General features: G+C 47.0%; 19 protein-coding genes and 1 tRNA gene. 14 read left to right on the top strand and 6 right to left on the bottom strand.

Annotated elements, in window-relative coordinates:
• Window positions 1-9: 9 nt before the first annotated feature.
• The 11 genes from ACO0K3_RS01630 to trhA all read left to right on the top strand — a co-directional run bounded on the left by ACO0K3_RS01630 (window position 10) and on the right by trhA (window position 10,949).
• Window positions 10-693, top strand: a complete 684-nt coding sequence (locus ACO0K3_RS01630; RefSeq protein ID WP_422981283.1) for a YfgM family protein — start codon at window positions 10-12, stop codon at window positions 691-693.
• 12 nt (window positions 694-705) lie between these two features.
• On the top strand, window positions 706-1,854 hold the full coding sequence (gene bamB, locus ACO0K3_RS01635) for an outer membrane protein assembly factor BamB (protein ID WP_422981285.1): 1,149 nt from the start codon (window positions 706-708) through the stop codon (window positions 1,852-1,854).
• Window positions 1,855-1,862: 8 nt separating this feature from the next.
• Window positions 1,863-3,206, top strand: coding sequence for a ribosome biogenesis GTPase Der (gene der / locus ACO0K3_RS01640; RefSeq protein ID WP_422956599.1), 1,344 nt, complete (start codon window positions 1,863-1,865; stop codon window positions 3,204-3,206).
• Between the two features lie 139 nt (window positions 3,207-3,345).
• Window positions 3,346-3,582 carry an RNA chaperone Hfq gene (hfq, locus tag ACO0K3_RS01645; protein ID WP_162041076.1) on the top strand — a complete coding sequence of 79 codons (237 nt, stop codon included), beginning with the start codon at window positions 3,346-3,348 and terminating at the stop codon, window positions 3,580-3,582.
• Between the two features lie 38 nt (window positions 3,583-3,620).
• Entirely contained in the window at window positions 3,621-4,745 is a 1,125-nt protein-coding gene (hflX, locus tag ACO0K3_RS01650; RefSeq protein ID WP_422981287.1) for a GTPase HflX, read from the top strand.
• A 52-nt stretch (window positions 4,746-4,797) separates the two neighbouring features.
• Window positions 4,798-6,087, top strand: a complete 1,290-nt coding sequence (gene hflK / locus ACO0K3_RS01655) for an FtsH protease activity modulator HflK (RefSeq protein ID WP_422981289.1) — start codon at window positions 4,798-4,800, stop codon at window positions 6,085-6,087.
• Entirely contained in the window at window positions 6,087-6,986 is a 900-nt protein-coding gene (gene hflC, locus ACO0K3_RS01660; RefSeq protein WP_422981291.1) for a protease modulator HflC, read from the top strand. The genes hflK and hflC overlap by 1 nt, the downstream gene beginning before the upstream one ends.
• Window positions 6,987-7,099: 113 nt before the next feature.
• Complete coding sequence (locus ACO0K3_RS01665) at window positions 7,100-8,251, top strand: ATP phosphoribosyltransferase regulatory subunit (protein ID WP_422981293.1); 1,152 nt, start codon at window positions 7,100-7,102, stop codon at window positions 8,249-8,251.
• Between the two features lie 3 nt (window positions 8,252-8,254).
• The gene (locus tag ACO0K3_RS01670; RefSeq protein WP_422981295.1) at window positions 8,255-9,568 is read left to right on the top strand and encodes an adenylosuccinate synthase; all 1,314 of its coding nucleotides are present in this window, start codon (window positions 8,255-8,257) and stop codon (window positions 9,566-9,568) included.
• A 36-nt stretch (window positions 9,569-9,604) separates the two neighbouring features.
• On the top strand, window positions 9,605-10,150 hold the full coding sequence (locus ACO0K3_RS01675; protein ID WP_422956605.1) for a phosphoribosyltransferase: 546 nt from the start codon (window positions 9,605-9,607) through the stop codon (window positions 10,148-10,150).
• A 181-nt stretch (window positions 10,151-10,331) separates the two neighbouring features.
• Entirely contained in the window at window positions 10,332-10,949 is a 618-nt protein-coding gene (trhA, locus tag ACO0K3_RS01680) for a PAQR family membrane homeostasis protein TrhA (RefSeq protein ID WP_422981297.1), read from the top strand.
• 254 nt (window positions 10,950-11,203) lie between these two features.
• Here trhA and ACO0K3_RS01685 read toward each other — a convergent pair.
• A tRNA-Leu gene (locus ACO0K3_RS01685) sits at window positions 11,204-11,288 on the bottom strand.
• A 176-nt stretch (window positions 11,289-11,464) separates the two neighbouring features.
• On the opposite strand from ACO0K3_RS01685, the gene rnr reads away from it, so the two are divergent.
• From rnr to cysE, 3 genes are all read left to right on the top strand, one after another.
• Window positions 11,465-13,960, top strand: a complete 2,496-nt coding sequence (gene rnr / locus ACO0K3_RS01690; protein ID WP_422981299.1) for a ribonuclease R — start codon at window positions 11,465-11,467, stop codon at window positions 13,958-13,960.
• 79 nt (window positions 13,961-14,039) lie between these two features.
• Complete coding sequence (gene rlmB / locus ACO0K3_RS01695) at window positions 14,040-14,780, top strand: 23S rRNA (guanosine(2251)-2'-O)-methyltransferase RlmB (protein WP_422956608.1); 741 nt, start codon at window positions 14,040-14,042, stop codon at window positions 14,778-14,780.
• Between the two features lie 121 nt (window positions 14,781-14,901).
• Entirely contained in the window at window positions 14,902-15,648 is a 747-nt protein-coding gene (gene cysE / locus ACO0K3_RS01700; RefSeq protein ID WP_422981301.1) for a serine O-acetyltransferase, read from the top strand.
• Between the two features lie 229 nt (window positions 15,649-15,877).
• Here cysE and ACO0K3_RS01705 read toward each other — a convergent pair whose 3' ends face one another.
• The 5 genes from ACO0K3_RS01705 to ACO0K3_RS01725 all read right to left on the bottom strand — a co-directional run bounded on the left by ACO0K3_RS01705 (window position 15,878) and on the right by ACO0K3_RS01725 (window position 20,126).
• Window positions 15,878-16,663, bottom strand: a complete 786-nt coding sequence (locus ACO0K3_RS01705; protein ID WP_422981303.1) for a UDP-2,3-diacylglucosamine diphosphatase — start codon at window positions 16,661-16,663, stop codon at window positions 15,878-15,880.
• Window positions 16,664-16,691: 28 nt separating this feature from the next.
• Entirely contained in the window at window positions 16,692-17,180 is a 489-nt protein-coding gene (locus ACO0K3_RS01710; RefSeq protein ID WP_422981305.1) for a peptidylprolyl isomerase, read from the bottom strand.
• 42 nt (window positions 17,181-17,222) lie between these two features.
• Window positions 17,223-17,837 carry a peptidylprolyl isomerase gene (locus tag ACO0K3_RS01715; protein WP_422982089.1) on the bottom strand — a complete coding sequence of 205 codons (615 nt, stop codon included), beginning with the start codon at window positions 17,835-17,837 and terminating at the stop codon, window positions 17,223-17,225.
• Between the two features lie 64 nt (window positions 17,838-17,901).
• Entirely contained in the window at window positions 17,902-19,065 is a 1,164-nt protein-coding gene (locus ACO0K3_RS01720; RefSeq protein ID WP_422981307.1) for a L,D-transpeptidase family protein, read from the bottom strand.
• Between the two features lie 104 nt (window positions 19,066-19,169).
• Complete coding sequence (locus ACO0K3_RS01725) at window positions 19,170-20,126, bottom strand: L,D-transpeptidase Cds6 family protein (RefSeq protein WP_422981309.1); 957 nt, start codon at window positions 20,124-20,126, stop codon at window positions 19,170-19,172.
• Window positions 20,127-20,368: the final 242 nt, after the last annotated feature.

The raw sequence follows: 20,368 nt of genomic DNA on the forward strand, positions 1-20,368 counted from the left end.
TTACATAACATGGCATACGATCTCGAAGAACAAGAGCAATTAGACACGCTCAAAGCATGGTGGAAACAGTACGGTAATCTGGTTACCTGGTTGCTGGTGATTGCATTGTCGGCATACGCAGCGTGGGCTGGATGGACCAGCTACCAGCGCAATCAGTCGAATCAGGCATCGCAACTCTATGATGAAATGCAGAAGGCTGTTCAGGCCAAAGATAATGCCAAAGTACAGCGTGCGGCAAACGATCTTGTTGAAAAGTTTGCTAAAACACCGTATGCCGCAATGTCCGCACTAACTGCTGCTAAAAGCGCCTTTGACGCAAATGATGTGAAGGCCGCCAAGACGCAATTGCATTGGGTCGTTGATCACAGTAGTGTTGATGAATATAAGAGTATTGCCAAGATTCGTCTTGCAGGTCTTGCTTTAGATGAAAAAGCTTACGATGAAGGTTTATCTCTGTTGTCTGGCGACTTCCCTGCGGAATTTGCTGGCGACGTCGCTGACAGAAAGGGCGATATTTATCTGGCTCAAAATAAAACGACAGAAGCGCGTGCAGCTTTTCAAACAGCGCTGGATAAACTCAAAGAAAAAAATCCTGGCCGTCAATTGATTCAATTGAAGCTGGATGCTCTTGGCGGTGCCGAAGCAAAAGTGGCGAGTACTACTGGCGCTGCAAGCAATTCCACAAGCAAATAATAGGAGTAGTTCATGCGTTTTTCTGGCAAATTGCTGGCTTCATTGACGTTGCTTACATTGGCGGGCTGTTCATCGCTGAATCCATTTGCAAGCAAGGCGGAAACAAAAAATGTTCCTGCAGTACTGCAAGATTTTAAAATCAGTATGGCGGTGAAAACTCTGTGGTCTAGTTCGGTTGGTGCAGCAGGAGACAGCGTATTTACCCCTATCCAGATTGGCTCTGATGTATACGCTGCGGCCGCTGATGGTTCGGTCGTTAAATTAGATGGAGCAAGTGGACGCCAGATATGGCGTGTAAATGCCGGTATAGGACTGACTGCCGGTGTAGGAGCGAGCGCAACGACAGTAGCTGTTGTCGGGAAAAAAGGTGTGTTGTTTGCGTATGATACAAGCGGAAATTTACGTTGGAAAGCCCAGGCATCAAGTGAGGTGTTGGCGTCGCCTGCGGTAGCGAAAGATGTCGTGGTCATTAGAAGTATCGACAATAAAATCGCGGCATATGATATCGAAACTGGTGTGAAAAAATGGTCAGTTGAGCGTCCGTTACCTATCCTGACTTTGCGTATTATTCCTGGGATCGCGATTGCTGAGCCTGCTGCTATTGTCGCTTTGCCTGGCGGCAAGCTCGCTTCTTTTTCCTTGAACAATGGTGGTTTGCGTTGGGAAGTAGCTGCTGCAGATCCTAAGGGTGCAACTGAGCTTGAGCGTATTGTTGATGTCTCAGGTACGCCTGTGGTTGCGGGTACGGATGTGTGTGTTGTTGCCTATCAGGGACGTGTCGGTTGCTACGATATTGCAACAGGTACGTCACGCTGGGCAAAGAATTTATCTAGCGAAGTTGGGGTCAGTGTCGATGAGCGCTTCGTCTTTGCTGCAGACAATGCGGGTGCAGTTTCCGCTTATGCCCGCTCCACCGGAACCAGCGCTTGGCGTAACGACAAGTTGGCTTACCGTCGCTTGTCTGCTCCTATTTCTTTTGGTCGATCTGTCGCCGTAGGTGATGGTTCTGGCTTTGTCCATTTTCTCTCAAGAGAAGATGGTTCTTTTATCGGTCGTATTAGTACCGATGGCAGTCCTGTTCTTGCCGCGCCGATTGTGGCTGGCTCGAATCTGATTGTTCAAACCAAATCTGGGGCAGTGGTTGCGTTGGCAACCGAGTAATACTAAAAATGAAGCCGGTTATTGCACTTATAGGTCGACCTAATGTCGGCAAATCCACGCTGTTCAATCGGCTTACACGTTCTCGCGACGCACTCGTAGCAGATTTGCCTGGCTTAACCAGAGACAGGCATTATGGCGAAGGGCGTATGGGAGAGCGACCATTTTTGGTGATTGATACAGGTGGTTTTGAGCCTGTCGCCAAAGAAGGCATCATGCATGAAATGGCGAAGCAAACTAAGCAAGCTGTCGCCGAAGCCGATGTGGTTATTTTTATTGTTGATGGTCGTCAAGGTTTGACTCCACATGATAAAACCATTACTGATTTTTTACGTAAATCAGGCCGCTCAGTCATGTTGGTGGTCAACAAGGCTGAGGGAATGAAATATAGCTCGGTAACCGCTGATTTTTATGAGCTTGGACTCGGTGATCCGTACGTCATTTCAGCAGCGCATGGCGATGGCGTTCTTGACCTGGTAGATGAGTCGCTCAATATCGCTTTTGCGCAGCGCCCACCTGAGTTAGAAGAGCCGGATGACGTTGTCAGAGGCATCAAAATTGCGATAGTCGGTCGTCCCAATGTTGGTAAATCTACCTTGGTTAACACTTTGCTGGGTGAAGATCGCGTCATTGCATTCGACATGCCCGGCACTACGCGGGACTCAATTGAGATTCCTTTTGAGCGCGATGGTAAGCACTATACGTTGATAGATACTGCTGGCATTCGCCGTCGCGGCAAAGTGTTTGAAGCGATCGAGAAATTTTCTGTAGTGAAAACCTTGCAATCGGTCTCTGAGGCGAATGTGGTCTTACTATTGCTAGATGCGCAGCAGGATATTTCTGAGCAAGATGCGCATATTGCAGGCTTTATCCTTGAGTCTGGACGTGCTCTCGTAGTGGGTGTCAATAAGTGGGATGGCTTGCAAAGTGATCGTCGTGATGAGATTAAGCTCGACATTGAGCGTAAATTGAATTTCCTGACTTTTGCGAAATTTCACTTTATTTCGGCATTAAAGTCGACAGGTATCGCACCGTTGTTGAAGTCAATTGATGCTGCTTATGCCGCCGCAATGGCGAATTTGTCCACGCCGAAACTGACGCGTGCTTTGATTGAGGCTGTTGAGCATCAGCAGCCAAAACGTAAGGGATCGATTCGTCCAAAGCTGCGCTATGCACATCAGGGCGGTCAAAATCCACCGATTATCGTGATTCACGGGAATGCTCTGGATTCAATTGGTGATGTGTACAAACGCTATTTGGAAAAACATTTCCGCGAAACGTTTTCTTTGACGGGAACACCATTGCGCATCGAAATGAGATCAGGAAAAAATCCATTCTCAAAATCCGAAAAATAAAATTCATCCAGATGCTGTAAGTTGTTTCATGCAGCATCTTTGAAAATAGATTACAGTTACAAGGTAATCAACTATTGGGACTCTTGAACTTTTGCAATGTGTCCCCAACTCCTGATCACAACAACATATTGGAGCTGTTATGAGTAATAAAGGGCAACTTTTACAAGACCCGTTCTTAAACGCACTTCGTAAAGAACACATTCCTGTATCCATCTATCTCGTGAACGGTATTAAATTGCAGGGACATATTGAGTCATTTGATCAGTATGTCGTCTTGCTACGTAATACTGTGACACAAATGGTCTATAAGCATGCCATTTCTACTGTTGTTCCTGCTCGTGCAGTCAGCATCAACACTGAACCAGAAGCCGAGTAAATTTCCAGGCGGTTATTTTTGAAAAAATATTGTTTTCTATGCGCGCCGCATTAATTGGCGTGGACTTCGGCAAAGATGATTTCGCCGCAAGTTTAGAAGAACTCTCTCTGCTCTCCCAATCTGCGGGAGCAGAGCCGATCACAACCATCACTTGTAAGCGTTCAAGCCCGGATGCCGCGTTGTTCGTCGGTTCCGGTAAAGCGGATGAAATTGCTGATGCAATTCGAGACGCTCAGCTTGACATCGTAATCTTTAATCATGCATTGTCTCCGGCTCAGCAAAGAAATCTGGAGCGCCATCTAAAGACTAGAGTGATTGACAGGACTAGTTTAATTCTCGATATTTTTGCTCAACGTGCTCATAGTCACGAAGGTAAAGTACAGGTTGAGCTGGCACAGTTGCAACATCTGGCAACGCGATTAATTCGGGGCTGGACCCATCTTGAGCGGCAAAAAGGCGGAATTGGCTTGCGTGGTCCGGGCGAAACGCAGTTGGAAACGGATCGTCGTTTGTTAGGTGAGCGAGTCAAGGCCTTAAAAGCAAAAATGGAGAAGTTACACAAGCAGCGTGAAACCCAACGACGTTCGCGTGGACGAAGCAACACTTTCTCTGTTTCTTTGGTTGGTTATACGAATGCAGGCAAATCAACTCTGTTTAACTCGTTGACAAAAGCCGGCACCTACGCAGCGAATCAGTTATTTGCAACTCTTGATACTACGTCGCGCCGTCTCTACCTTGGTGATGCAGGGAATGTTGTTGTATCTGATACTGTTGGATTTATCCGGGAATTACCCCACCAATTAGTCGCTGCATTTCGCGCAACCTTGGAAGAAACGATTCACGCAGATCTGTTGCTGCATGTGGTTGATGCGAGTAGTCCGGTGCGACTTGATCAGATTCAACAGGTCAATCAGGTATTGAAGGAAATTGGAGCTGATCATATTCCTCAGCTTCTGGTGTGGAACAAGATTGATCTGGCTGGCTTAGAACCGAATTTAGAGCTGGGTGAGTATGATAAAATTCAGAGAGTTTTTCTGAGCGCACAAACCGGTGCCGGGATGGATTTGTTGCGGCACGCAGTGGCAGAGTTGGCGAAGTTAGATGCATCAAAAAGAATTAAAACACCGCAAGTCGCTGAATTGGACGATGCGCGTTTTGCTTAGGTTCTGAACTTTCTTAGTAGTTCAACTCACTATTTCAATGGATAGCGACAGAATGCTGGTTTCACTTCTTAAAAGAATTGGTTTAACTATGTCTTTGAACGACCCTCAATGGGGACGCGGTTCGCAAAACAATAACCAGAACGGAAAAAAACCGCCTGAAGGTCCCCCTGATCTCGAGCAGCTTTGGCGTGATTTTAACGAGCGCATCAATCGTTTGTTTGGTCAGAAAAATGGCGATAGCAACGATGGCGGCGGTGGTTTTACCCCCGATGCAGCCGGGGCAAAAATGGGTGTTGGGATTGTTGTCGCGGTTCTGGCATTCATCTGGCTGGTTAGCGGATTCTTCATTGTCCAGGAAGGTCAGACTGGTGTAATTACAACATTCGGCAAATACAGTCACTCTACGATGTCAGGATTTAACTGGCGTTGGCCTTATCCTATCCAGGCACACGAAATTGTTGACGTGTCACAGGTCCGCACAGTTGAAGTTGGCTACCGTTCGAACGTAAAAAACAAGCAGCCGAAAGAAGCTTTAATGTTGACCGATGATGAAAATATCATCGATATTCAATTCGCCGTGCAGTACAAACTCAAAAGTGCTTCTGACTGGTTGTTCAATAATCGTGATCAGGAAGAAATGATACGACAGGTTGCAGAGACAGCAATTCGCGAAATTGTTGGTAAAAGTAAGATGGATTTTGTTTTGTACGAGGGGCGTGATAAGGTCGTTCAAGATGTCAGTGTCTTAATGCAGCAAATCCTTGAACGTTATCAGGCTGGAGTTCAGATAGCGAATGTGACTATGCAGGGCGTCCAGCCGCCAGAGCAAGTGCAGGCGGCATTTGATGATGCGGTGAAGGCGGGGCAGGATAAAGAGCGTCAAAAAAATGAAGGACAAGCTTACGCAAATCAGGTGATTCCAATTGCCAGAGGCGAGGCGTCTCGCATGTTGCAAGAATCTGAGGCATATCAGTCTAGAATCGTCGCAACCGCTGAAGGTAATGCATCTCGTTTTAAACAAGTATTGGCTGAGTATCAAAAAGCGCCGGCTGTGACACGTGATCGTATGTATCTGGAAACGATGCAACAAATTTTCTCCAGCACGACGAAAGTGATGATGGATGCAAAAGCGGGAAACAACATGATTTATCTTCCTTTAGATAAATTGGTGCCTGGCACGGAAGCGTCTGCCGCAGGCAAAGCAGTCCCGTCATCCACGACGACGACTCCGGCAGCACCTACGCCGCCAGCGACAGAGCAAATTCCTACTGTTGAGTTACGATACAGTAAAGATGGCAGATCCCGTGATAGCCGTGACTCCCGTGATCGGGAGGTAAGATAATGAATAAATTATTTTCTTCTTTATTCGCAGTTGTCTTGGCAATTGTTGCGGCCTACTCAACGATTTTTGTCGTCGATCAAAAATCGTATGCGATAGTATTTGCTTTAGGCGAAATGAAAGCGGTTATTAGTGAGCCTGGTTTGCATTTTAAATTGCCACCACCGTTTCAAAATGTTCTGTTCCTTGATAAACGTATTTTGACGATTGATACGCCGGATGCCGATCGTTTTATCACGGCAGAGAAGAAAAATATTTTGGTCGATGCCTATGTCAAATGGCATATCACAGATCCTAAACTATACTTTGTGAGCTTCAAAGGTGACGAGGGTAAAGCGCGTGACCGACTGTCTCAAATAGTGAAAGCGGCTTTAAACGACGAAATTACCAAGCGCACTGTGCGTGAGGTTATTTCTGGTGAGCGCGGAAAAGTGATGGAAGCTATCCGCAAAAAAGTCACAGAAGAAGCGAAGCAGATTGGCGTAGAAATTGTTGATGTGCGCTTAAAACGTGTTGATTACGTCGAACAAATCAATAACTCTGTTTATGATCGCATGAAGGCTGAACGCACTCGCGTGGCAAACGAGTTGCGCTCCACTGGTTCTGCTGACTCTGAAAAAATCAGGGCAGATGCAGATAAGCAAAGAATCGTAATTTTGGCAGAAGCGTATAAAGAAGCGGAAAAAATGCGTGGTGCTGGTGACGCAGAGGCTTCTCAAATTTATGCTCAGGCGTTTGGCCAAAATCCGGAATTCTATAAATTTTACAGAAGCCTTGAGGCTTATCGCGCAAGCTTTAAGACAAAAAATGACGTGATGGTCGTGGATCCTAACTCTGAGTTCTTTAAATACTTTAAGACACCTGGCGCAGGTACTGCTGTCAGTGCTGGAAAATCTAAGTAGTAAGTAGCTTTACATATACAACGTAGGTTGCGTTATTTGCAAAAAATAGCGCGCCTACGTTTGTCACGTATAAAGTTTGATTATTTGTTGTTTTTGTTTTTGATTGCAAGCTCATGCCAAATTGGCTCTTACCTGAAAATATTGCGGATGTTTTGCCATCCGAGGCACGCAAGATCGAAGAGTTGCGACGCGTATTACTAGATAACTTCCGTCTCTATGGCTACGAGATGGTGATGCCACCTTTGCTTGAGTACATAGAATCCTTGCTGAGTGGTGCAGGGCAGGATATGGATTTACGTACCTTTAAATTAGTCGATCAATTGTCTGGCCGCACTATGGGTGTGAGGGCCGATATGACGACACAGGTGGCGCGTATCGACGCACATTTGCTGAATCGCGCATCTGTTACACGTTTGTGTTATGCCGGTAGTGTTCTGCATACACGCCCGTCTGGTCTGCATGCTACACGCGAGCCAATTCAAATCGGTGCGGAAATTTACGGCCATGCCGGATTGGAGGCCGATGCTGAAATCCAGGAGCTGGTGCTGGCTTCGCTGGCTTTGGCTAATATTTCAGAGGTCAGGTTAGACTTGTGCCATGTCGGCGTACTAAGATCTTTGCTGGAGAGTGACCCTCTTGCGAAAAAACATGAATCGAGTTTGTTTGCTTTACTGGAATCTAAAGATTTGCCTGCATTAGAGCAAATTTCTCAAGATTTCAATCCTGTCGTCAGACAGGCATTGCTTGAGTTGCCAAGGTTGTATGGCGATGTAACCGTTATTGAACGCGCGCGTCAGGTGCTGCCATCATTGGCGGGTATTGCTACGGCTCTGGATGAGTTGGACTATCTGGTTAAACTAGCCGGCAATGCTAAAGTAACGATAGATTTAGCGGATTTACGAGGCTATCATTACCACAGTGGCGTGATGTTCAATGCATTTGTTCCTGGTCTGCCGAATGCCGTTGCACGGGGCGGTCGCTATGATCACGTCGGTGAGGCATTTGGTCGTGCCCGCCCAGCGACAGGTTTCTCATTGGACTTGCGTGAATTGGCACGTTTGATGCCATCCGCCGAGCGTAAAGATGCGATTCTGGCGCCTTGGAGTCAGGATCCTGCTTTGCGTCAAAAAATTAATGAGCTGCGTCAAAGTGGGGAGGTTGTTATTCAAAGTTTGCCGGGTCATGAGAGCGAACAGGACGAATTTGACTGCAATAGGGCAGTCGCATTTGATGGTAGTCAATGGATTATTAAAAGCGTAGGTTAAGTGATGTCTCAAAATAAAATCGCAAAAAATGTCGTTGTTATTGGTACTCAATGGGGCGACGAGGGTAAAGGAAAAATTGTTGACTGGCTGACGGATCATGCACAAGGCGTGGTGCGCTTTCAGGGCGGTCACAATGCGGGCCATACTTTGGTGATTGGCGGTCAAAAAACGGCTTTGCAATTGATTCCTTCAGGCATTATGCGCGCAGGTACTGCTTGCTATATTGGGAATGGTGTTGTGCTGTCCGTCCCGGATCTTTTGCGTGAAATTGACAAGCTGCAGGCAAATGGCGTTGAGGTAGTATCTCGGTTGAAAATCTCAGAAGCATGTCCAGTCATTTTGCCTTATCACACTGCTCTGGATGCGGCACGTGAGGCGGCTCGTGGTGCCGGAAAAATCGGCACGACGGGCAAAGGCATTGGACCTGCCTACGAAGATAAAGTCGCTCGTCGCGCCATTCGCGTTGCGGATTTGTTGAATGCAGAACGTTTCGCTGAAAAATTAAAAGAGAATCTCGACTACCATAATTTCGTTTTGACGAATTATCTGAAGGCACCTGCCGTTGATTTCCAGAAAACACTGGACGATGCTCTGGCAAATGTACCGCGTATTCGTCCTATGGTTGCCGACGTGTCGAGTGATCTTTATGCTGCCTACAAAAACGGTGCTAGTCTATTGTTTGAAGGCGCGCAAGGCAGTTTGCTGGACGTTGATCATGGTACTTACCCGTTCGTGACATCAAGTAACTGCGTGGCTGGTAATGCTGCTGCTGGTTCTGGTGTCGGTCCCAATATGCTTCATTATATTTTGGGGATTACTAAAGCCTACACGACGCGCGTTGGTTCCGGTCCATTCCCATCAGAATTGCCGACAGATCAGGGTGTGGGCAAACATCTTGCTAGTGTAGGTCATGAGTTTGGCACTGTGACTGGCCGTGCACGCCGTTGCGGTTGGTTTGACGCAGCATTGTTGAAGCGTTCTGTTCAGATTAACGGTGTCTCTGGTATGTGTCTGACGAAGCTTGATGTGTTAGATGGTCTGGAAACCTTAAAACTATGTACAGGTTATACCGTAGATGGTAAAGCGGTAGACATCTTTCCGGTTGGTGCAGAAGAGGCCGCCCGTTGTGTGCCAGTCTACGAAGAGATGCCAGGTTGGACAGAGACGACAGTTGGCGCAAAAACGATGGATGCATTGCCATTGAATGCGCGCAACTATATCAAGCGTATTGAAACTCTGGTTGGCGTACCTGTTGATATGGTGTCGACAGGGCCGGATCGTGAAGAAACCATTGTTTTGCGTCATCCATTTCTATAAATAATTTATACAGTAAATAAGGCTAGGGGAAGTAACATGACGTTGCCAGCTTCAACAGAAAAAGACCTTTGGGTTTCTTGGGATGCGTATCATCGCTCCATCGAACAGTTGGCTTTGAAGGTATATGAGTCCGGCTGGAAGTTTGATCAGATTTTATGCCTGGCACGCGGTGGCTTGCGTCCGGGTGATATTTTTTCTCGCATTTTTGATGTGCCGTTAGCGATTCTGTCCACCAGCTCTTATCGTGAAGATGCTGGTACGGTTCAAGGTCAATTGGATATCGGAAAATACATTTCAACGACTAAAGGTACATTGCAAGGCCGTGTGCTCGTCGTTGATGATTTGGTTGACTCTGGTGTTACATTGGAAAAAGTTCTGCATCATTTACGTGAGAATTTCCCGGGTGTGACAGAGGCAAAATCCGCAGTCATTTGGTACAAGGCATGCTCGTCGGTAGAGCCGGATTTTTATCTCGATTATTTAGCAAGTAATCCTTGGATACATCAACCGTTTGAAGAGTACGACAGTATTCGACCGCATCAGTTGAATGCCTGGTCAAAAAAAGGCGAAACGAAAGAGTAATAGATACGGGAGCAGAGAAATTTGCTCCCGTTTTTTATTTTACGGAGGATAAACATCGTGGGCGCTCTTTTGATCTGTATCTTCGTCTCCAGATGAGATTGAAGACTGTTTAACTATGATGTTTTATCGTTGTATCGAGTCTTGAAAATAAGATGTAATTTCTGCAAAAGGTGATTTTGACATGCATTACGGTGAACGTTTTAATAGTATTACCCATACCGTAGGTGCGGCTCTGGCGGTTGTGGGTGGTGCAGTATTAATTGTTTTTGCTGCAAAATCGGGAGATCCCTGGAAGATCGTTAGCTTCAGTATTTATGTAGCGTCTTTACTGATTCTTTATCTTGCCTCTACGCTTTATCACAGCCTGCGGGGCGCCGCCAAAGATGTGTTTCGCAAGTTCGATTATTGCGCTATTTATCTGCTGATTGCGGGTAGCTATACGCCTTTTACACTGGTCACGATGCGGGGTTCCTGGGGATGGGCGCTTTTTGCTGTGGTGTGGGGCCTGGCCTTGATAGGAATTGTTCAGGAGCTCTGGTTTGCTAAAGGTGCTCGTATTTCATCGCTGATTATTTATATGATGATGGGATGGCTTGCGATTATTGGCGTGAAGCCTTTGCTTGCGGCATTAGGTGTGCCCGGTTTTGGCTGGCTTGCTGCTGGGGGTTTGTTCTACACGCTGGGGATAGGATTCTATGCGACGGATCATAAAGTCAAACATGGTCATGGTGTCTGGCATCTTTTTGTCTTGGCTGGTAGTGTGTGCCATTACATTGCCGTTTTATTTTATGTTGCTTGAGCTCATGATGTATTTGGAAATGTTTTTATATGATGTGACGCAAAGGCGTCATATTCATTCCATAGAATAGATGTATCTGAGGACGTGAGTAGGATTAATGATGAGCTGATACAGGTCGCAGTTCTTTAAGACTATCTGGCTAAAATCAAACTGACGTGGAGATCTTTAACAAAGAATGTCGTAGAATTTAATTGAACAAGCGGAGTTGTATAGCAAAAAGCCTCGTTGACGAATCAACGAGGCTTACAATGCTGTGGTGCCCACGGAGGGACTCGAACCCCCACACCCGAAGGCACATGGACCTGAACCATGCGCGTCTACCAATTCCGCCACGTGGGCAGCGAAGACCGTGATTATAGAGTATTCAGTAAAATTGTCAACTCTTTAGCGTATTGTCAGCATTTTGATTTGGAGTAATGTTAGGCAATTAGCTTGCTCTCCGGTAAACTAGATGGGGTGTAGACTGACATCGGCACACTCAATTTTTAACAACAAAAAGAAAAGAAATTCACCTTTTGAATAAACATTCATATCCCATTCCCAGCCGTGAGGAAATTCTCGGCATCCTGCGCACATCGAGCACTAAGCAAAAAGTGGAAACGATTGCAGGCAAACTAGGCGTAAAACCTGAGGAGCTTGATGGCATGGTGCGACGATTGAACGCGATGGAAAGAGATGGTCAGGTCAAGCAGGATAAGTCCGGCAATTACACACTTGCCAATCAAGATAATTTTATTTCCGGTCGTGTCAGCAGTCATCGTGATGGTTACGGCTTTTTGACTCCTGATGATGGTAGTGAAGACTTGTTTTTGCCAGAACGAGAAATGCAGCGCGTGTTGCATGGCGATAGAGTCACAGCGCGTGTTGTCGGTACTGACCGGCGTGGTCGCCTGGAAGGTGGCATCATCGAAATCCTTGAGCGTGCCAATACCCATATCATTGGACGCCTGCTCAATGAAAACGGTGTCTGGATCGTTGCTCCGGAGGATAAGCGGTTTAGCCAGGATATTTTACTTGCCGGTTCGCCAGGTAAGGCAAAATCAGGTCAGGTCGTCAGCGTAGAGTTGACGGAGCAGCCGACCAAATACGCGCAAGCGGTTGGCCATATCGTTGAGGTACTCGGTGACGTCGATGATCCTGGTATGGAAATCGAAATTGCGGTCAGAAAATTCGGTGTTCCTCATGAATTTTCCGAGGCAGCAAAAAAAGCGGCAGCTAAATTGCCGTCCGAAATCCGTGATGCCGATCTGGTGGATCGTGTTGATTTGCGTGATGTGCCCTTGGTCACCATCGATGGAGAAGATGCCCGTGATTTTGATGATGCTGTCTATTGTGAAACAACAAAAATTGGACGCACAAAAGGCTACCGACTAATCGTCGCGATTGCTGACGTCAGCCATTATGTGAAGCCAAACGACGCTCTCGATGGCGATGCTTTATTACGTAGCACGTCAGTGTATTTTCCGCGCCGGGTTATACCGATGTTGCCGGAAAAACTGTCTAACGGCCTGTGCTCTTTAAATCCCGATGTGGATCGCCTGACTCTGGTGTGCGATATGGTAATTTCGCTCGATGGCGAAGTGACTGCATATCAATTTTATCCATCCGTTATTCATTCCGCTGCGCGTTTCACCTACACCGAAGTCGCTGCTATTTTAGGAAATACTAAAGGCCCTGAGGCGAACAAGCGTTTGCCTCTTGTGCCGCATCTGCTAGATTTGTATGACTGCTTTCAGGCCTTGCTGAAAGCTCGTCACCGTCGCGGCGCAATCGACTTCGAAACAACCGAAACCTATATCGTTTGTAATGCCGCAGGAAAAATTGAAAAAATTCTGCCGCGTACACGCAACGATGCTCACAAGCTGATTGAAGAATGCATGCTGGCCGCTAACGTGTGTGCTGCCAATTTGCTGGAGACGTATAAACAGCCAGGTACTTACCGTGTTCATGCGGGACCGACAAAAGAGAAATTAAACCAGGTTCGCAATTTCCTGAAACAAGTCGGGTTATATCTGAATGGTGGCGACAAGCCCTCTGCGTCCGATTACGCTGAGCTGATGACCAAGATCAAGGGGCGCCCTGATGCGAGCCTGCTGCAGACTATGTTGCTGCGTTCAATGCAGCAAGCGGTATACAGCCCGGATAATATTGGTCACTTTGGCTTGTCTTATGAGGCTTATGCGCATTTCACCAGCCCGATACGACGTTACCCCGATCTGTTGACACATCGGGCGATTAAGGCAATTTTGCAAGGCAAGAAATACGAGCCTAAAGGCATTGATACTAGCTTGCTCAATACAACTGTATCAAATGCTGCGCGCAAGCAGCAGATTCTCGATAAGGCCGCGGGTAAAAAACCAAAATCTGAGCAGGACCTGACTATCTGGGATGCACTGGGGGTGCATTGCTCTGCCAATGAGCGCAGGGCGGATGAGGCGTCACGCGACGTTGAAGCCTGGCTCAAGTGCTATTTCATCAGAAATAAACTCGGTGAAGAGTTCACCGGCACTATCTCTGGTGTGACGCAATTTGGTATTTTTGTGCAACTTGATGAAATTTATATCGAGGGCCTGGTTCACATTACCGAGCTAGGCGCTGATTATTTCCAGTTTGACGATGCCCGTCACGAGCTGCGTGGCGAACGTACTGGCAAGCGCTACCAGCTGACCGATCGTGTGACAGTTCAGGTCAGTCGTGTCGATCTGGATGCGCGTAAAATTGATCTGGCAATTGTTCAGCCAACTGGCCTGCGACCGGCAGTAGGGGCGGATCTGCGAGAGCAGAATAGTGGTGGCGGACGCGGCGCTGCTACTAAAGCCGGTACCACTAAAGGCAACACCAAATCGAAAAAGGTCGTTGCTAAATCTGGTTCTCAACCAGTAGCGAAGTCGGGCGCAAAAGTTGTTCCGGTAAAGACCCCGGCAGCACCAGCAAAAGCGCGTCGCGCTAAGCAGGAGACCACGGAACGTCCATCTCGTGCCGCATCCCGGTCGGGCAAGAAAAAGCGATAACAGACAATAAAGACGTACTGAAGGTTGATGGTGCAGTATTAACAGGTAGTTATATTTAGATAGTGAAGTAAAGTAAATAATGAAAAATAAAATGATTTTTGGCTTCCATGCCGTCACCTCACGCATCCGTCATGAGGCATCGTCGGTGGAAGAAATTTATGTTGATTCTTCTCGCGTCGATGGACGTATGAAGGATTTGATCAGTGCCGCAAAATCAGCAGGCGTACGCATCATCCCCGCAGATGATCAGCGCTTGTCGAGTATCGTCGGCACCCGTCGCCATCAAGGTGTGGTAGCGAAGGCAGGCGAGTTATCTCTGGCGCGTAATCTTGATGAATTGCTGGATGCAATCGAAGGTCCGCCGCTTTTATTGATACTTGATGGAATTACCGATCCTCACAATCTTGGCGCATGTCTGCGTGTCGCCGATGGTGTTGGCGCGCATGCTGTGATTGCGCCTAAAGACCGAGCTGTAGGACTCAATGCTACCGCCGCTAAAGTGGCCAGCGGTGCTGCTGAAACGGTTCCCTACATCACTGTGACCAACCTTGCACGCACGCTGCGTGAGCTAAAGGAACGTGATATTTTTCTGGTAGGTACTTCGGATGATGTAGATCAGACGATTTATGATGTTGATTTTAAGGGCGGTATTGCCATTGTTATGGGCTCTGAAGGTGAGGGGATGCGCCGTTTGACCAGAGAGACCTGTGATCAGTTGGTTAGTATTCCTATGTTCGGCTCAGTTGAAAGTCTGAACGTGTCTGTAGCATCAGGTGTCTGTCTGTACGAGGCGCGCCGGCAGCGACTTCCCCGTCCTTAATTTATCTGCCTGAATATCATCTTGGCGCTGGCCTTGCCGCCAGCAGGTTTTTGCTGAACGCGCTAAGATGCACTTCCTTAAGTAGTTTTCATTATTCGTTTTTCCTTTCCTTTATCACTCCATGTTTAGTCGTTTGCGCGAAGATATCGCCAATATCATCCAACGAGATCCTGCTGCCCGTAATACTTGGGAAGTCGTTACTTGTTACCCCGGGTTCCATGCAATTCTGATGCATGGCTGGGCGCAATGGTGCTGGAGTCATGGCTTTAAATGGCTGGGGCGGTTTATCTCGCATCTGGCGCGTATCTTTACCGGAATTGAAATTCATCCCGGAGCTACGATAGGGCGCCGGGTATTTATCGATCATGGCTTTGGTGTTGTGATCGGTGAGACGGCAGAGATCGGTGACGACTGTACGATTTATCAGGGGGTGACGTTGGGCGGAACCTCTTTGTCTAAAGGCGCCAAGCGTCACCCGACCTTGGAGCCGGGTGTGATAGTCGGAGCTGGTGCTAAAGTGTTGGGCGGTTTTACGATCGGTGCCGGTGCGAAGATAGGCTCAAATTCCGTCGTCGTCAAACCTGTGCCAGCCGGTGCGACTGCCGTGGGTAATCCTGCGCATATCGTGAAAAAAGAAACAGATGCACAGTCTGAGGCGACGGCGAATTTATTCAGCGCGTATGGGGTAACGTCTAATGGCGATGACCCTATTTCTAAAGTCTTGCACAAGTTGATCGATCATGCAGCATCGCAGCAAGAGCAAATAGAAAAATTGACCGCAGCGATTGCGACGGCAGGTATTGCATGCGAAGCCCAGTTATTGGCAGAAAAGCTGAATCCTGAGCAGATCAATAGTCTGGTTGATTAAGGGAAAATATTCAAGCAGCAGGCACAGGTGAATCTAGGCTGCTACACAGCATTGGCGCAATCGTCGGCAGCGCTTGTACTAAGACATCTTTGTTCGTGATCTAATTTTCGTCCAGACTCAAGTAAACCAAATAAAAAGGCATACTCCCCACTATGGGGTAAAAATATGTCTTTTATCCGCACTATTTTATTGGTGGTTAAAATTATACTGGGCTGGAGTATATAGATTGTTAGGCGGTAATTGGCGCACCATTCACATCAAATCGGATGAGCTGACCATTATCGTATAATGCTAGCCATCCTCCGCGTTTTTCCTCCGCATCGCACTCCCAATCTGGCAGAACATAACGGATTCCTAACTCATGAGTATGGATTGCTGGCCGGTGGGTATGGCCGTGTATCATCACTTCAGCATCGCTGTCTGAAAAGAGCTGATGGATCGCCTCAGAATTTACATCCATGATTGCGGCGGTCTTGTTCTGCTGTTCTATCTTGCTATCTTGCCGCATTCCCTCAATCATCGCTGTACGTTCGGCTAGGGGCATGCTGAGAAACTGATGTTTCCATGCGGGCTGACGCACTTGATTGCGAAACGCGATGTAATCGAGGTCATCGGTACATTGCTGATCACCGTGTGCCAGCACAATTTTTTTTCCATTGATCACGATTGTGCTTGGGTCTGACAGAAGGCTGGAGCCAGTTGCTTTGGCAAATTGTTCGCCAACTAAAAAATCCCGATTGCCTGCGATCCAGTAGAGTTGAGTCCCGGTGTCGCTGACTGCTCGTAGAGCGCTGATGACTGTTTGATTGAACGGCGCGTTGATCGCGTCGTCACCTGCCCAATACTCAAACAGATCACCTAACAGAAATAACTGTCTGGCTTGTTTGCCATGCTGATGAAGGAAGCTAAAAAAGGCAGCCACTGTGTTTGGCAGTGATGCGCGTAAATGGATGTCAGAAACAAAAAGCGCAACCAGTGCTGGTTGCGCTTTCGCGTGCTTGTGTTGATCAATCACTGTTATTTCGTTCTTTTCAATAGCGGAATTAAACGACTTCAGCTTTTTCGATCACCACGTTTTCAACTGGCACGTCCTGGAACATGCCAGTGCGTGTGGTTTTTACGGATTTGATTTTGTCGACGATTTCTTTGCCTTCTGAGACGGTGCCGAAAACACAGTAGCCCCAGCCGTCTTGACCTGGATAGTCAAGGAAACTGTTGTTTGTCGTATTGATGAAAAACTGTGCTGATGCTGAGTGTGGGTCTCCAGTGCGTGCCATGGCGATTGAATAACGTTGATTTTTTAAGCCATTTTTTGCTTCGTTTTCAATCGGCGCATTTGTCGCTTTTTGCTTCATCCCTGGTTCGAAACCGCCACCTTGAATCATGAATCCATCAATCACACGATGGAAGATGGTGCCATTGTAGTGACCCGCTTCTACATAGGCGATGAAGTTGGCGACAGTTTTAGGTGCTTTATCAGCGTCGAGTTCGATGGTGATGTTGCCATGGTTGGTGGTGAGAATAACGGCCATGATAATCCTTGAAGAAGTGAAGAAAATTGGTGTAATTGTATATTATTTAAGTAACTTGGCTGATTCAATAATGACAGCTTTGTTTGGGACGTTTTGCATAATTCCCGACTCGCTTGTCTCTACTGCTTTGATCTTCTCTACGACATCCATTCCTTTGATCACTCTGCCAAATGGTGTGTAGCCAGCCGTTGCCAGCAGGGCTTGTGCTCGTGGTGCAGTAATGATATTGCCTCTGCGTTCATACTGGACAGGATCACCTTCAGGTAATACTTGATGATTCAGAAAGTCATTATCATTTACATTGATAAAAAATTGTGCAGTTGCAGAATTTGGATCATTCGTGCGTGCCATCGCAACGGTACCGAGCTCATTTTTTAAGCCGTGTTCAAGTGCGTATTTCGCCTCCAACGCAATCGGCTTGCCAGTCGATTTTTCTTTCATGTTTTTATCGAAGCCACCACCCTGAATCATGAAATTATCAATCACACGATGGAATACCGTACCGTTGTAATGCCCGGCCTTAACGTAGCGGAGGAAATTTTCAACCGTTTTCGGAGCGGCTTCAGGATGTAGCTCAAGTACGATTTCGCCCAGATTGGTTTTGAGTGCCACTTTAGGTAAGTCTTCCGACCAGACGGTAGATGTACCGAGTAACATGGCTGTACTGGCGAACAGGGTGATGATGTGGCGACGGGTCAGTGACATAGTTTTCCTCGAAATATCAAACTTGTGCTTCATAAATGATTCTCCATTTTGCCGCTTCTTTAATCCAATACTGCCGCTTTCTGATACTGGTTTTGCTCTTGCTCGCTGTCGTTTCCTGGGTGAAAGTGCTGACGATCATTTCATCTTTTCCTGGATAACGAAACTGCGTGACTTCTTTTAACTTGATCGACAGATTATGCAGGCCCTCGGTTGCTTGTTGCTGTTTGGGAAACCATGCATTCAGATTATCACCCTGAATAGTTTTGAAGTTTCTTGAGTAATTATTCAGCAGGCGATTCGGGTTTTGACTTTCCAGATCGGCACGCCAATCTTCCAGCATTTTACTCGCCGATTGTTTATCTGCATTCCATTTTGTAAAGTTTGAGAATTCTACTTGCTCGCTGATAATGACGGGTGTTTTTCCTATGTCAATCATGGCAGCAATTTTTAAAAAATCGGGATTGGTTAAGACCACACAGCCATCCGAGGCTAGAGGAGGGCGGCTAAAATTTTCTGAAGGAACACCATGTAACCAGATACCAGAGCCGCTTCTGCCATTGATTTTATCCCACTCATTTGGATAATTAATTGGTAGTGCTCCCGGGCCATAAAAATCAGGGAGTTTAGATCCTGCCAGACGACTGGTAATGTAGTACACCCCAATAGGAGTTTTTTGATCGCCTTCTTTATTTTTATTGATGCCGAATTTGCCCTGGCTTACATAAAAATCCGTCACGAACTTAGGCTGTCCTGCATTGTTTTCATACAGGTACAGGCGCGACTTTTTCGCATCGACGATCAATACTTGCTTTTGATCATCGCGCAATTGCAAAATATTACGAGGAATCAGATCCGGATCCGGTTTTTCGCGGATAGATTTTAATCTCGCATAGGCTTCGTCCCGTAGATCCTTGAGCTTTTCCGGTGATGCGTTTGCATTGCCGCCAAAGCTATTGACCTGCTTCGTATGCATCAGGAGGAGATCGCCACGGATCAAATGTCCTAGCTGAAAGTTAGGATAGGCTTCAACTAATTCATCTGCCTTTAACTGGGCTTGCTGCAACTTGTTTGCCGCCAGACTTTTATATACCTCAAGTAATAAAAGGTCAGGATTCGGTAGTCGCTGAACCGCTTCAGCAATAGAGGGCTTCTCAGCGCGCGATTTTGCATGCGATGGCATGGCTGCGCTCAAGAGCGCAATCAATAACAGCGATAAAAAAACGGCAACAAGATGTTTCCCGCACTTGTAGGGCGGGGAGGTCAAAAACGGAACAGAGCGATACATCAGTTACCCGCGCGCTCCTGCTTGATCAGCCATTTGCCATCCTGCTTGACCATGGACAAAGATTTTCTGCTATTTGCAGTCAATTGATCCGAGCTATAAATTTGTCGGAATTTAACGATGGCGCTACTACCATCCAAGGAGACTTTAGGGGACTCGATTTTGACGCTGATACGACCTTTGCCCTCAATGCGTGTGCGACGCTCCTCTGCCCAGGCTTTGCGCGACTCACCTTTTGGTGTGTCAAAATCTTTCGCATAATGGGCTAGGTAAGTGCTGGTGTCTTTGCTGCTCCAGGCTTTTGCCCAATTCTCGACCGCTTTCAGAACCTCATCCTGATCGCCGCTTGCAGGTGCGGCAACTGGTTTACTGGCAATTTTGGCTTCAGCTTTTTCTTGCTTGTTTGGTTCTGGTTCGGTTTTGGCTGGGGGAGCTTTTGCCGGACTTGCAGCGGCTACTGTCGCTGGACTCACTGAGTTTTTGGGGTTGGTGCCGCCTGTAGTGTTACCGATCAGATTTTTAACTAACGTCAGTTTGAGTTTTGCGCCGGAGTTACCTGAGTCCAGTTGCAGTGCTTTGTCGTAGGACTGGCTGGCTAACTTGGCGTACACATCTCCCAGATTTTCATGAGCGGTACCATAAGTTGGATTGGTTCTGATCGCCATTTCCAGCGCGGCACGTGCTTTATCGTATTGCCCGCTAGACGCATATAGTACGGCCAGGTTGTTATATGGCTCCGGTAATTCCGGATAGTCGTCAGTGAGTTTGGAAAACACCGTGATGGCTTCAGTTGATTTATTTTGTTCGGTCAGTATCAACCCTTTTAAAAAACGCAATTGAGCATCTTTTGGGCGTTGTGCCAAGATAGAATCTACTTTTTGCAGCGCTTCAGCCGTTTGTCCTGCACGAAAAAGCTTGGCGATATCGGACGTGTCATCTGCAAAACAGGGTGAAGACATGAGCGCAAGAGACAGGCTAGATAATGCAAAAACACTTTGAACAAGGTGGCGCATAGTAAATGGACTTGGTTTCATTGGGGAACTGGGGAACATTGGTTCAGCAATGTTATACTGAATATAAAGCGACATCTTAACAAATATGCGCACAAAATGGGTTTTTGACACGCTTTGACGTCAACTGTCAGTTACAGGTCGTTTGAAATTGAATCAGTTGGCACAAATTCGGACAAAGATCGCAAAAA

This window comes from Undibacterium sp. Rencai35W (genome assembly GCF_049340185.1).
Classification (GTDB): domain Bacteria; phylum Pseudomonadota; class Gammaproteobacteria; order Burkholderiales; family Burkholderiaceae_D; genus Undibacterium.